Annotated in this window: 10 protein-coding genes and 1 pseudogene; 3 read left to right on the forward strand and 8 right to left on the reverse strand. The window is 48.1% G+C overall.

The annotated features are described in order from the left end of the window. Both ACRCZA_RS08140 and ACRCZA_RS08145 read right to left on the reverse strand, forming a co-directional pair. Positions 1–647 (reverse strand): class I SAM-dependent DNA methyltransferase (locus tag ACRCZA_RS08140; RefSeq protein ID WP_438673954.1); only part of this gene is annotated, 647 nt, incomplete at its 3' end. Between the two features lie 401 nt (positions 648–1,048). Beyond that, positions 1,049–1,801 (reverse strand): oxidative stress defense protein, encoded by a 753-nt coding sequence (locus tag ACRCZA_RS08145; protein ID WP_438673955.1) that lies wholly within the window; start codon positions 1,799–1,801, stop codon positions 1,049–1,051. A 437-nt stretch (positions 1,802–2,238) separates the two neighbouring features. Between ACRCZA_RS08145 and rimO the strand changes: the two genes are divergently transcribed. Next, positions 2,239–3,678 (forward strand): 30S ribosomal protein S12 methylthiotransferase RimO, encoded by a 1,440-nt coding sequence (gene rimO, locus ACRCZA_RS08150; protein WP_438673956.1) that lies wholly within the window; start codon positions 2,239–2,241, stop codon positions 3,676–3,678. 424 nt (positions 3,679–4,102) lie between these two features. Here rimO and pmbA read toward each other — a convergent pair whose 3' ends face one another. Further along, complete coding sequence (gene pmbA, locus ACRCZA_RS08155; RefSeq protein ID WP_438673957.1) at positions 4,103–5,446, reverse strand: metalloprotease PmbA; 1,344 nt, start codon at positions 5,444–5,446, stop codon at positions 4,103–4,105. A gap of 381 nt (positions 5,447–5,827) precedes the next feature. On the opposite strand from pmbA, the gene yjgA reads away from it, so the two are divergent. After that, the gene (gene yjgA, locus ACRCZA_RS08160) at positions 5,828–6,364 is read left to right on the forward strand and encodes a ribosome biogenesis factor YjgA (protein WP_438673958.1); all 537 of its coding nucleotides are present in this window, start codon (positions 5,828–5,830) and stop codon (positions 6,362–6,364) included. A gap of 212 nt (positions 6,365–6,576) precedes the next feature. Here the strand turns inward: yjgA and ACRCZA_RS08165 are convergent, their stop codons facing one another. Then, positions 6,577–7,923: an APC family permease gene (locus ACRCZA_RS08165; RefSeq protein WP_438673959.1), complete on the reverse strand. Its 1,347-nt coding sequence runs from the start codon at positions 7,921–7,923 to the stop codon at positions 6,577–6,579. A 709-nt stretch (positions 7,924–8,632) separates the two neighbouring features. Between ACRCZA_RS08165 and ACRCZA_RS08170 the strand changes: the two genes are divergently transcribed. After that, the gene (locus tag ACRCZA_RS08170; protein ID WP_438673960.1) at positions 8,633–10,822 is read left to right on the forward strand and encodes an immunoglobulin-like domain-containing protein; all 2,190 of its coding nucleotides are present in this window, start codon (positions 8,633–8,635) and stop codon (positions 10,820–10,822) included. Positions 10,823–11,118: 296 nt separating this feature from the next. On the opposite strand, the gene ACRCZA_RS08175 is transcribed toward ACRCZA_RS08170, so the two are convergent. The 4 genes and pseudogenes from ACRCZA_RS08175 to ACRCZA_RS08190 all read right to left on the reverse strand — a co-directional run. Beyond that, positions 11,119–11,982 (reverse strand): CsgG/HfaB family protein, encoded by an 864-nt coding sequence (locus ACRCZA_RS08175; RefSeq protein WP_438673961.1) that lies wholly within the window; start codon positions 11,980–11,982, stop codon positions 11,119–11,121. A gap of 2 nt (positions 11,983–11,984) precedes the next feature. Further along, complete coding sequence (locus ACRCZA_RS08180) at positions 11,985–12,386, reverse strand: curli assembly protein CsgF (protein WP_438673962.1); 402 nt, start codon at positions 12,384–12,386, stop codon at positions 11,985–11,987. Between the two features lie 13 nt (positions 12,387–12,399). Continuing rightward, positions 12,400–12,906 (reverse strand): CsgE family curli-type amyloid fiber assembly protein, encoded by a 507-nt coding sequence (locus tag ACRCZA_RS08185; protein ID WP_438673963.1) that lies wholly within the window; start codon positions 12,904–12,906, stop codon positions 12,400–12,402. A 173-nt stretch (positions 12,907–13,079) separates the two neighbouring features. Beyond that, a pseudogene (locus ACRCZA_RS08190) lies at positions 13,080–13,982 on the reverse strand (beta strand repeat-containing protein); the annotation flags it as partial.

Below are 13,982 nucleotides of genomic sequence, written 5' to 3' on the forward strand. Positions count from 1 at the left end.
TGATGCGGATCGTGCTCAACCCCACAGCCTGTCAACATCCCGCAATGGGCCGCAAGGTCGGCCTGCTGCACGAGCGGCTGTGGACGCCTCTCGATACACAGATGTAACGCCTGCTGCTCACCTTGGCCGCTGTAATGCCAGCCAGATTCAAACGTAAAGTGGTGCCCCTCAAACTCGGTGAAATGCTTAATCGATAAAGCGTTATCAATACTGTGCTTATCTACCGAATTAAAACAAAAGATCCCACCGTCATTTAGCGCACGGTGCACACTGGCAATGCAGCTTTTTAAGCGTTCAATACCCGCGCTGTAATGGATCGAATATAAAAAACAGGTAATAAGATCAACGCGCTCATCGAGGTAAAACGCCGTCATATCCTGCAGCGAAAATTGCGCCTGCGGACAGCGACGCATCGCCAAATCGAGCATCGGCTGATGAATATCCAGCCCAGAGCACTGATAACCAAAGTCGAGAAAATGCTGCACATGGGGGCCAGTACCACAGGCTAAATCCAGATGGCGCTTGCCCTGATTACCCAATAACTGCTGCAAACGATGAATGCTAGCACTCTGTTGTTGATAGTTGATATCACAGCACATTAAATCGTAATAGCCGGATAAATCGGTATAAAGCGCGTTGGAAGACATAGCGGTAGGCATCACTGTCATGGGCAGACTGGCATACTCGCCAGCCCCGAGGAGCTAATTAAGGGCGCGCATCATATCCCAGTTCCCCTTGAACAGATAGCCGCATTTAATTGCGGCCGCATTTTAGTGAAATCGCTCACGAACTGGCTGCTCGAACTTCCCTGCAGCTAAAACTTCGCTGCATCTAAAACTTGCCTACAGCTTGAGTACCACGCGAAGATTTCGCGCGATCTTTAAGGCTGGCTGACACTCAGCTCAACTAAGCCCACAATCGCTTAAACTTAAGCGCTAAGCATTCCCAACTCAGGCCCAGCAAGTCCCCCAACGACAATCCCACATCACGAGAATCCCACATAACAACAATCTCAAATAACGACAATCCCGCGACAATACTCCTGCGACTATTTCAGTCGGTAAATGACTTCAACACGATCCTCAATCGTCACCTGACCATATTGATAACTCTCGGCCACGGCGGGCGCATAGTCGGCTTTCGCATTCATCCGCAGCATCACGGGTTGCACAGGCCGTTGATCATAATAGCGAATTTGCCATACTTGCCCGAGGCTTTCCCCAAACCCTTTTGCCAAAGACTCCGCCTTTTGCCTCGCATCGCTGATCGCCGCTTGGCGCGCCTGCGCAACATACTGCGCCTCTTTACTGGATTTTAAGGCAATCTGCTTAATCCGATTAATCCCCTCTTCAAGGGCGGAATCTAACAGCGTATTTAATTGGCTCAGCTCTTGTACTGTCACCGTTAACTGGCGGCTCGCGGTATAACCTGTGAGCTCAGGGGCCTTATCCTGAACATACAAATATTGGGGCTGTAGATTTAAATTAGCACTTTGGATCAATGTTTTAGCTACACCTGCGGCGGTTAGGCGTGCGATAAACTTAGCCACTGCGGCATCGGATTGATCTTTCGCGGCCTTCGCGGTTGTATCGGTCACCACCACTTCCACGACCAAATCCGCCATATCCGGCTCCAACTGAATTTGGCTTACGCCGCTGGTTTCAATATGGGCAAAATCCACATCGGCGGCGAGCACGACAGGCGCCGCCAACAAGGCAAAACACACACTAGAGAGACTTAACCCCGCCCCCAATCTCATCCCTAATCTGGCCCCAACAATCGTTAACATTGACTTTTTCATCATCACTCCCAAAAACAGCATTTGCCAAGGTGGCACCCAATATACGCTGAGGCGCGCGCTTTGCGCATCTCGTCATCTTTGCCTATAAACGCGCATTAAACAGAAAAGGGCTATTTTTATTACGCATTTTTTTAGCTGAAGGTGTTATTCGCCGTATCATTCGGCATGGTCGTGAAGCCAAAGGCTCGGCGCGAACCTCAAGGATAGCCCGTGACAGTGAGCGATGACGGCGGTCAGCAGTGACGCCGAGCATCCTGCCCTCGCCAAAGGATAGGTCAAAGCATCAACCAAAATCTGCCGGCGGGGAGTAAGGAGACTCGCATATCCCTCCGCAAGCTTGTACACTTTTCAACCGCGGCTACTGTACCTTTTAATCACTTCAGGTATAATCCGCCCTCTTTTTTAAGGCGCTCTTTTATCAGCATCAGCGAGACACCATGACAGTTGAAACTTTTAATCCTAAGCAAACTACTACGCTTGAGACCCCAGCCAAAACATTAGAAGCAGCCAGCGCTGATTCTACAAGCAATGTGGCTACGGGCAATCGCATCGGTTTCGTGTCTTTGGGTTGTCCCAAAAACCTGGTCGATTCAGAACGCATTCTGACCCAATTGCGCATCGACGGCTATGAAGTGACCAATAGCTACGACAATGCCGATCTGGTGATCGTCAACACCTGCGGTTTTATCGATGCGGCGGTGGAAGAATCCTTAGATGCGGTGCGCGAAGCCTTAGAAGAAAACGGCAAAGTGATCGTGACCGGCTGCTTAGGTGCCAAAGAAAACCAAATCCGCGAAGTCCACCCAGACGTACTCGAAATCACTGGCCCACACAGCTATGAAGCCGTGTTAAAGCACGTCCACAAATACGTGCCCAAGCCAGAGCACAATCCCTTTACCTCATTAATCCCACAAACTGGGGTTAAGTTAACGCCTAAGCATTACGCTTATTTAAAGATTTCAGAAGGTTGTGACAACCGCTGTACCTTCTGCATCATTCCTGCACTGCGTGGCGATTTAGATAGCCGCCCGGCGGGTAGCGTATTGGATGAAGCCAAACGTTTGGTTGAATCCGGCGTACAAGAAATCCTCGTGGTCAGCCAAGACACCTCGGCCTACGGTAAAGACAAAGGCGGTCGCACCGATTTTTGGAACGGTATGCCCGTTAAACAGGACATCACCAGCCTTGCTCGCCAGTTAGGCAAGATGGGCGCATGGGTACGTTTACATTATATCTACCCATACCCATGGGTTGACGATCTGATCCCATTAATGGCCGAAGGTTTAATCCTGCCATACCTCGATATTCCAATGCAGCACGCCAGCCCACGCATTCTGAAAATGATGAAGCGCCCAGGTCGGGTTGACCGTCAATTAGAAGCCATTCAACGCTGGCGTGAAATTTGTCCAGATCTAGTGATCCGCTCGACCTTTATCGTCGGCTTCCCCGGTGAAACCGAAGAAGACTTCGACATGCTGCTCGACTTTTTGCGTGAAGCCCGTCTCGACCGCGTTGGCTGCTTCAAATATTCAGAAGTGGAAGGCGCTGTCGCGAACACCATCGCCGAGCTTATCAGCGAAGAAGTCAAAGAAGACAGATACCACAGATTTATGGAAGTCCAAGCCGAGATCAGCGCCGAGCGTTTAGCGCGCTTTGTTGGCCGTACCATGGACATCCTGATCGATGATGTGGACGAAGAAGGCGCGATTGGCCGCAGTTTCGCTGATGCCCCAGAAATCGACGGTATGGTGTTTATCAACGGTGAAACCGAACTCGAACCCGGCATGTTAGTGCGCGCCGTGATCACTCACTCAGATGAGCACGATCTCTGGGCAGAGTTAGTGGACGCCGATGCCGAAGATGACGCATCGGCCTAGCGAGGTGCTAAGCCTAAGTGCGAGCTGTTAAGTCTAAGTGCTAAGCGCTAGGTGCTAGGTGCTAGGTGCTAGGTGCTAGGTGCTAGGTAAAAAGTACAATAAAAAAGCGAACCTGTGGGTTCGCTTTTTTATTCGCCGTACGGTGAAAAATCCTAATGCTCATCACAACGGCCAGAGCCAAGCGGAGCAAACTGGTCAAGTCACGCATCGTTTGCCCCAATTCAAACGACTGTCGGGGATGCACGCCACGAGATGTTATGCATCCAACCTCACTTAACCCCAAAATAAGCCAGGCTAAACAGAAAATGAACGCCTAGTATTTGGCTACCCTTAGGCTGACCACAAACTTAGCTCATCACAAACCTAGCTCATCACAAACCTAGCTAATCACAAACCTAGCTCACCACAAACTTAGCTCGCCAATTTAGTTACCCGCGACTTTCATTTCAGATAACAAGATCCCACCGGTGCGGATCGAGGAGCGCAGATCGCGATCTTGGCTCACCGCCTGCACACCACGGAACATCTCTTTAAGGTTACCGGCAATCGTGATCTCCTCTACCGGATATTGGATCTCACCATTTTCCACATAAAACCCTGCAGCCCCACGGGAATAATCTCCAGTGACCATATTCACACCTTGGCCCATCACTTCGGTCACGATCAAGCCGGTATGCATACCTTTTACCAACTCATCAAAGGTGTGCCCGGTATGGCTTAAGGTCCAGTTATAGATCCCGCCGGCATGGCCAGTGTTAGCTAAGCCTAACTTGCGCGCCGAATAACTGGTTAGCAGATAGGTGGCTAACGTGCCTTGGTCGATAATACGACGCTCTTGAGTCGCCACGCCTTCACTATCGTAATTAGCGCTGGCAAGCGCGCCCAATAAATGCGGCTGCTCCTCGATATTGAACCATTCAGGGAAGATTTGCGTGTTAATCGCATCCAATAAAAAACTGGATTTACGGTACAAGCTGCCGCCACTAATCGCCCCAATTAAATGGCCCATTAAGCCTGTGGCAATCTCGGGCGCGAACAAAATGGGTAAACGGGTCGTGGCAATTTTGCGGGCGCCTAAACGGCTAACGGTTTTTTCGGCAGTTTTTAAGCCCACGGTTTCCGGCGTCAGCAGCTCACTCAATTGGCGAGCGATGGTGTAATCGTAATCCCGCTGCATATTGCCCGCGCTATCTTCACCAATCACGCTGCAACTTAAACTGTAGCGGGAGCTGCAATAACCGTTCAAAAAGCCATGGCTGTTACCATAAACTTTCACCGAGGTGTGAGCATTCGCAGTCGCGCCATCGGAATTATTAATACGCGGATCGGCATCTAATGCCGCCGTTTCGGCGCGAATGGCAAGCTTAGCTAATTCATCTGGGGAAATATCTTCAGGATAATACAACTCAAGATCGCGGATCTGCGTAGCCATTAAGGCTTTGTCGGCCAGCCCGCTAAAAGGATCTGGCGAGGTATAACGGGCGATATCATCCGCCGCTTTCACCGCCAAGGCAATGGCCTGCGGGCTTAAATCTGAGGTCGATGAACTGCCTTTGCAGCCCTCACGATACACAGTGATCCCAAGAGCGCCATCTTTATTAAACTCTACGGTTTCAACTTCTTTTAAACGAGTTGACACCGATAAGCCTTGTTGCTTACTGATCGCCACTTCCGCAGCGTTGGTTCCTAATTTATGGGCATAGTCGAGCGCCACGGCAACCGCCTGTTTCAATGCGGTTAATTCACTATCGATTCTGTTTAAAGACACAAAGCTACTCTTTCGTTATCGGCAATGGCATTAGCATAACAAACACAAATCCCATTCACATTAATTATTAGCACCGCGCCCCAGTATGAGTTAGCCAACCTACGTCTGCGGATAAACGCTTAAGCGACCAAACTTACGCATATACCAATAAGTCAGCACTGGCCGTGCGTAGCCGCGGCAACACAATTGCAAGCCGAAACGGGGCTGGGATAAAAGGAAAATGCGCTTGGTGATACCAACGCTAAGACGGTGTAACGCCCTTTGCCATCAAGCGAGCGAGACAAGCTCCACCGCACAGGAGATCATCTGGCGCAAATATTGAGGCGATTTTTGCGTGAGGATGTTATTATTAGCAGGTTTTTTACTTGAGGTTTTATCTATATGAAGATTGTTGGTGATTCAGAGCATTTTAAGCAGCCCTACGACATTGATGAAGATTATGTCAGCAGCAAAACGTCGGACAAGCGTGATAGTGAAGCTGTTCAAAAAATTGGTATGGAGCTGGTTTCACTGAGCAAGACTCAGCTAGATAAAATCGAGCTGGATGAATTTTTGTACGATGCAATTCTGCAAACGCGCAAAATCAAAGTCAATACTGAGGCATACCGCCGCCATATGCAGTATATCGGCAAACTAATGCGTAATTTTGATGTAGAGCCGATTAAAGCGGCCTTGGCGATTGTACTCAACAAAAACAACAACGAAACCGCTCGACTGCAGATGTTTGAAAAAATGCGCGAGCGCTTATTGACCCAAGGTGATGCAGAAATCCAAAGCCTAATGGAACATTATCCGCAACTGGATCGCCAAAAACTGCGTACTTTAGTGCGCCAAGCCACCAAAGAGCTGGCTAAAGGCCCTGAATCAAAATCCTCTAAAGAGCTGTTTAAGTACCTACGCAGCGAAATTCAAGACTAAGATAGTCAAGACTAAGATAGTCAAACTCAAGACTACGACGTTCGGCTCAAAGGCGAGCCGAACTCCTAGTTCAAACCGAGCCTTCCGCAAAAACGCTCACACTCGGCCTAAGCACTCTTTAATCACCGTTTGATTTAATCACTGTTTGATTTAATCACGCTTGCCTCCCATCGCCCGGAGATATTACCCCGAGCGATAGGCGATGCCAGCCCTCAGTCGGCGCTCAATGAGTTTTGCAATTCAGCCATACGGCGCAAACGTAAGCTACGCAGCACCAAATATACCGCCCCAAGAGCCGCCCAAATCAGCCCTAGCTCTAACGACTCAGGCTCTAAGTTCATCCACAGTACGCCAATAGTGCCCGCACCGCACAGGGGTAACACTAAATATTGCAGGTGTTCTCGTAAGGATTTATTGCGTTGCTCCTTAATGTAAAACTGCACAATCACTGACAAGTTAACAAAAGTAAAAGCAACCAGCGCCCCAAAATTCACTAAAGCTAAGGCCATTTCTAAATCAAATGACACAGCAGACAATGCCAAGCCACCCACCAATAGCACGTTAAAAGCCGGAGTGCGCCATTTAGGATGGATATAGCCAAAGCCTTTTTGCGGCAGCATATTATCCCGGCCCATCACATATAAAATGCGCGCCACCCCCGCATGAGCCGCCATGCCCGAGGCCAACACCGCAATGGTAGTTGCCACTAACACTATCGACTGGAACAGGTTACCGCCGACATACAGGGCGATCTCAGGCAATACCGCATCAATCTCTTGGAAGCGGGAAATGTCCGGGAAATACAACTGTAGGAAATAAGAAACCCCCACAAAAATCACACCGCCAATGAGCGCCGTCAGCACAATCGCCCGCGGGATAACCCGTTTTGCGTCTTTGGTTTCTTCGGTCAGTGAACTTAACCCATCAAAGCCAAGGAAGGAAAAACATAAAATGGTCGCCCCAGTAAACAGCGGAGCGAGCGCCATGTTATCTGAATAAAACGGTCGCACACTGGCGACGACACCCTCGCCCTCACCAAGGGAGAGGCTATAGGCCATCAAGCCGATAAACACCAGAATAATCGCGATCTGTGCAAAAACGATAACCCCATTTAAGTTCGCCACGATATTAACGCCCTTGAGATTCAGCAGGGTCATAATCGTGACTAACGCAAAAATGAAGATCCATGGCTCAACGCTAGGGAACATGGCGGTAAGATAAATTTTCGCGAGCAACATATTGATCATCGGCATAAACATGTAATCAAGCAGCGATGACCAACCCACCATAAAGCCGACATTCGGACTAAAGGTTTTCTGGGTGTAAGTGTAAGCAGAGCCCGCATACGGATATTTGCGAACTAAATGCCCATAACTGAAGGCGGTGAACAAGATGCCCGCGAGCGCAAACAAGTAAGAGGTAGCCACATGGCCAGAGGTGATCTCTGAAACAATACCAAAGGTATCAAACACCGCCATAGGTGTGAGATAGGCCAGCCCCATCACCACGACCTGCCACAGGTTGAGGGTTTGTTTTAAACCCGGCTTTTGTTGACTCATCAGCACACCTCCGTGATACACGGCTTAACCGCTAAGCGAATATCTACAAGTGGTTTTTGCTTTTGACTAGCCACCCACCCCTTAAGGCGGTGCGCTAATTCAACAGATAGATTTACGGTAAACACCGAAAATGTGCTAAACAACAGCCCCATTGATTTGTCCTCAGTAAAAGTGGTTCAACCGAACCTCGTATCATTTCCGGATATTTACCGGCCTCAATTGGTTTAAAACGCCTACCTTATAAATGAAAAATAACCGAGATACGTAAGCACCACGGTTATTTTTGCGGCGCGGATTTTGCCCTTAAATGCAAAAGAAGACAAGCAAAAAACCACAGCCTGGCTCACAGTCCTCAACTTCTCCTAAAAAATTGATTTTGTGCCCCCCCATTACCGCTGCAACCCCTCCCTTCAATGGCCTAGCGTCACAAGGCTCCACGAAATTGACACCGTCAAATTAATGACTAAAAACATCAATTACAAACAAAATACATAACGAAACCCATTTTTATGTAAATATCTAAAAAAATATGCATAATAACCAATAGCTAAAGAATTTTTTAAATTAAAACAAATTCAAAAAAATACGCAATTTAACCAAAGTTAAACAAGATTATCAGCCGACTTGACACCAATTTCATACATACAAGCACCTTCAGCACATTAAACTGTGTTGGTTATTTTTGATAGAAAGAAAAAGGCAAGACTCAATGAAATCGTTTAAATTCAATACGCTGTTTAGCAGCATTGCACTCGCCACCGCGGTATTCGCCTCCCCAGCAAGCGCAGAGGGATCCGCAATGGTCAACCCGCAAGCTGGCGTCGTCGTGGGTTACTGGCATAACTGGTGTGATGGCGCAGGTTATCAAGGCGGTATCGCCCCCTGCGTGACCTTAGCGCAGGTCAATCCGCAATATAATGTGGTCGATGTTTCATTCATGAAAAGCTATGGTGCCAACGGCACCATTCCGACCTTCAAACTCGACCCTGCAATTGGCTTAACTGAAGCGCAATTTATTGAGCAAATTAGTGAACTCAATCGTCAAGGCCGCGCGGTATTAATCGCCTTAGGTGGCGCGGATGCGCACATCGAACTGCGCAATGGCCAAGAGCAAGAACTGGCCGATGAGATTATTCGCCTCGTTGAAAAATACGGCTTTGATGGGCTTGATATCGATCTTGAACAAGCCGCTGTCACCGCGGCTGACAACCAAATCGTGATCCCCGCAGCGCTACGGATCGTTAAAGATCATTACCGTCAGCAGCAGAAAAACTTTTTAATCACCATGGCGCCCGAATTCCCCTACCTCACCACCGGCGGAAAATACGTGCCTTATATCAACGCCCTTGAAGGCTATTACGATTGGATTAACCCGCAATTTTATAACCAAGGGGGCGACGGTATTTATATCGATGGTTTAGGTTGGATTGCGCAAAATAATGACAATTTAAAACAAGAGTTTATCTACCACATCGCTAATGCGCTCGCCAATGGCAGCCATGGATTCACTAAAATTCCCCATGACAAACTGGTCTTTGGCATCCCGACCAATATTGATGCGGCCGCCACAGGCTATGTGCGCGATCCACAAAAACTGTTTGCCGCCTTTGAGCAATTAAAAAATCAAGGGCAACCACTGCGCGGTGTGATGACTTGGTCGATCAACTGGGACATGGGTAAAAACGCCGCTGGCCAAGCCTATAACGAGTCATTTATCAAAGCCTATGGCCCGTTTATTCACAACCAAGACATTACCCCGCCAGAGCCTGAAAACGGTAAACCCATTTTCAGCGGCCTAGGCCATGTTCGGGTCAAATTAGGTGGTGCATTTAACCCACTCGATGGCGTTAGCGCCTATGATGCCGAAGATAAAGATCTGACGGCCGACATCCAAGTGACAGGTGATGTGGATACTCAGCAACTTGGCCTTTATCCGCTGACCTATAAAGTCACCGATTCAGATCACAACACGACGGAGCAAGTGCGCACTGTAGAGGTGTATAACACTAAACCTGAGTTGAGTGGCATCCATAACACCAGCATCACCGTCGGGGCGCCCTTTGATCCTATGGCAGGCGTTAGCGCCACCGATGCCGAAGATGGCGATCTGACCCATAGCATCCGCATTGAAGGGGAAGTCAATAACGACCGTATCGGCCAATATGAGCTGGTTTACAGTGTAACTGACAGCGCTGGTGAGCAATCCCGTGCAGTGCGGATCGTGACCGTTAAAGAGCAAGGTGCAGTGTGCGAAAACTTATGGAAGCCAAGCACGGTATACTTAGGCGGTGATACGGTTAGCTACGCAGGCAAAATCTGGCTAGCAGGTTGGTGGACTCAAGGGGAGCAACCTGACTTAGCGGGTGAATGGGGCGTATGGAAATCCCAAGGCGACAGTGATTGCGATTCAGGCTTACCTCCGGTCATTACGCCTAACTTTACGGTGAGCGGTCTAGCCTCGAGCTACCCACTCTCCCAAGGGCAAGTCAGCATCAACTTTAACGTTAATACCAATCAAGCGATGGAATTAACGGCTAGCCTTATACAAGATGAGCGCATCCTCGCGAGCAGCACAGCTCACATTAATGGTCATGGCGCCATGGCATTACAGGGCGCATCACTCGACGCGGGAGCTTATCAGCTCGTCATCAGCAACCAAGATAACAGCCTCAAGCAACAATTTGCCCTGTTCTTAGTTGCAGATGACGACGGTAGCGAGCCCGGAGAATACCCAGCCTACAGTGCAGGTACCCAATACCAAGCCGGTGATATTGTGACTAACGCAGGTGGCGTGTACCAATGCCGACCTTGGCCAAACAGCGGTTGGTGTAGCGGCTCAGCGCCTTACTATGCCCCAGGAACTGGCAGCGCGTGGCAAGACGCCTGGACTAAACACTAAAACAACGCGGCCCCCTAAGCATTTTTAGGTGGATATGCTGCATCCATCTCAGTCATGCTTAGGGGTAAGCGCGCCACGAGCGATACCCCCCCCTTGACGGCATAGCCCCGCTTGGCCGTCACCACTGAGCTCAACCTATTGAACTCCATTTACCGAGCTCAACCTATTGAACTCAATTTGCCGAGCTCAAGCTACAGAGCTGAAAATTCTTAGCTTGAGTCGCTTAACAGTAACAAGTTCCCAGCCAAGGGCCACGCCCGCCGACGCGTTTTATGGCTGCCCGCTAAGTGGGCGCTTTATTTCGTCGCCAATGCTAGACGATTAACTCTTGCGCTCAACGCCGCCTCCCCCCGCGACTCCAACCAATATTTTTGCAAAATCTTATTGGTCACGCCTGATTTTACATCCGCAAGGTTCCAAGCCCCTTTCCAAATACCGTCAGCAATTAAATGGACAACCGCACTCTCTATCGCCGCTGCCACGCACAAACTCACAGGTTCATTAGAAGTAATACCCGCTTCTGCTTCTAATAATTTCTGCGCATCCACAAATTTAAATACCCCTGCAGAGATTTCCATCGATAACACTGACTTAGTTGTCGTCACACTGCTTAACAACCTCCCAGTACGAATATCCACCGCACGCAAATTCACCGTGATGCTATCAACGCGGTACTGGCCAGAGGCGCCAATACCTAAATATCTCGCTCCTGCGCCGCCAGTTTTGATATTTGTGTCATAGGCAACTATGCCGCCTTCCATCAAAATCTGTGCACCACTTAATTGCGGCAACTTATTCGCATCACCATTGAGCCCGGCGCGTAATATTTTCCGTTCGGTCAGTAAGTTTTGTAACCCTTCTCGCTCAACAGGAATAAACCATTGAGAATCATTTAAAGCCTGAGCCAAAAATGCCGTACCACTTTGCGGCACAGCCGTTGAAAAGTTGCTTGATGGGAGAGGTTTATATTGGCCAGTTTGATCTCGAAAATCATAAACCGCGGCCACCATCACGCCTTGCGGTCTTGGAAGATTGACCAAATCGTAATAGGTATCCCCTTTAGGCATTAAACTAGAAGCGCTTTCAATGTCTTCAAATTCACTCTTGGATGAACAAGCACTCAAACATAGAATAACGCATATCCAATATAAGGCTTTCATGGTTATCCCCCTGTGCTATCGTCTGCTAAACCACCGACCTCAATGACGGTTGTTTCTCCTGTCGCCAAATCTTTAATATGCACTAATAAAGTACCATCCTCATTAACCACCTGAATTTCAAAATCGTTGGTTTTTAAATAGCCATTACCACCATTGGCGGCATCATTAAACAACTGACTCATTAAACGAGATTCTAATGAGCTTGCTAATCTTTCTAATGCTGTTGGCGGTGTATACCCACTGCCATTTTTATAGCTGTTTTGTGCCGCGGCATTGGATAATAAATATGAGCCATTTAAATAATTCCCGCCAAACGCCGGGTTAACAGGGGTATAAACTAATTCAGTCGCATAACAACCAACAGAAAAATTTAATGTTACCAACATTATGAGTGTCTTATTCATCACAAATCCTTGTTTAATACTCTTCTGGTGCTAAATCGGGGTTTTCAAAGCCTAACCATTGATTCTGATTTTTTAACTGTCTAAGTTGCTGATCAATTCGCTTAGCGGCCGCAACCGCCTGCGCCTCGATATTACGACTAACGGGTGATACCACTGTCATCAACACTGGCTTACGGCTATGCAATATACTAATTTTACTGCCATCTCTGGCGGTAGCTTGCTCAACAACGGTTAACCCAGAATGATCATTGAGACCGCCAATATCACGATATGAACTGACAAACTCACGATAAAAGTTATATCCCAACCGAGTCATCGTTCGGTTTAGGATTAACCCACCCTCCACGCTCTTTTCATATTCATCAGTATCATCAATGCTTTTTGCCTCTGTAAGGGGTTTTAATGAAATGGATTCCTCTGATGCCGAGTGTTCATCCTGAATATCCGCCGCCAGCACCGCCATTGCTGTGAAAATAAAACCAAACAATGTAAAGCGAATGAGTTTTAGGATGAATAGCACGAATATCTTCCTCGCTATATTAACTAATTTCTATTCCCGCTCTCGAACATGCTAACTTATTGCCACGCACGATGACGGGCAATATATTGCGATTAATTATCGAGTTGCCGATAAAATCATTAACAAGTTACAAATAAACCAAGGGCGCACGGGCACCCTTGGAAATGACAAGGTTAAATAGAACCAGAGCCTTGATTAACGACAACGGTATTATTAGAACCTAAGCTAGTCACACTGGCGGTATTAAATGCATCGGTTTGAGTCACGGTCACACTATTGGTGCTTCCACCAGAGACATATACATCCGCGGTATGATTATTTCCGGTTTGACTGATATCAATATCATTAGCTGTGCCAGCCCAAGATTCTGCTGCAGCATTGTTAAACTCACCATCCTGCTCAATATCAACGCTTGAATTGTTATCGGCTGAATCCGCGTAGGCTAAGTTATCAGAACCTGTTTGAGAAATAACAACATCGTTATCTTGACCAAAGGTACCCGCACCAAAACCTGTACCATAATAGTTAACTGCATTAGGGTTATTGGTCACCCGGTTACGGTTACCCGCTTGGGTGATGGTAATAGTATTGCCATCACCCAGTTCAGTTTTTGCACCTGCATAGTTATCATTACCGCTTTGGGTAATGCTGACTGTATTGCCAAAACTATTGCCAATCTGAGAAACGACCGCCTCATTACCAGAACCAGACAACTGATTAACGGTAGCTTTATCGTTATCCCCGACTTGGCTGACGCTGGCCACGCCGTTCACCCCATTTTGCAGTACATCTGCGTCATTACTTAACCCATCTTGGACCACATTGGCTTCATTGCCTGTCGCGGTTTGTGAAACCCAAGCGTCATTACCATCTTCGGTTTGCGTCACCGTTGCACTATTGGCCATCGCGGTTTGGCTAATATAACCTAGGTTGCCATCACCATTTTGCACCAATGTGGCTTGGGTCGTGTCCGATCCATTGAGACCATAATTTTGAGTGTTTTGGCTAATGGTACCAGTGTTAGCTGCGCCAGTTTGAGTGAGGGTTGCACTGGCAGCATCTGAGGAGTTTTGCGA

Origin of the sequence: Shewanella sp., from assembly GCF_051658185.1 — a bacterium.
Classification (GTDB): Bacteria; Pseudomonadota; Gammaproteobacteria; order Enterobacterales; family Shewanellaceae; genus Shewanella.

Excerpts from the sequence above, each read along its gene's own strand:
- ACRCZA_RS08145 (WP_438673955.1), bottom strand. The coding sequence starts at position 1,801 with ATGAAAAAGTCAATGTTAACGATTGTTGGGGCCAGATTAGGGATGAGA.
- rimO (WP_438673956.1), top strand. The coding sequence starts at position 2,239 with ATGACAGTTGAAACTTTTAATCCTAAGCAAACTACTACGCTTGAGACC.
- yjgA (WP_438673958.1), top strand. The coding sequence starts at position 5,828 with ATGAAGATTGTTGGTGATTCAGAGCATTTTAAGCAGCCCTACGACATT.
- ACRCZA_RS08165 (WP_438673959.1), bottom strand. The coding sequence starts at position 7,923 with ATGAGTCAACAAAAGCCGGGTTTAAAACAAACCCTCAACCTGTGGCAG.
- ACRCZA_RS08170 (WP_438673960.1), top strand. The coding sequence starts at position 8,633 with ATGAAATCGTTTAAATTCAATACGCTGTTTAGCAGCATTGCACTCGCC.
- ACRCZA_RS08175 (WP_438673961.1), bottom strand. The coding sequence starts at position 11,982 with ATGAAAGCCTTATATTGGATATGCGTTATTCTATGTTTGAGTGCTTGT.
- ACRCZA_RS08180 (WP_438673962.1), bottom strand. The coding sequence starts at position 12,386 with ATGAATAAGACACTCATAATGTTGGTAACATTAAATTTTTCTGTTGGT.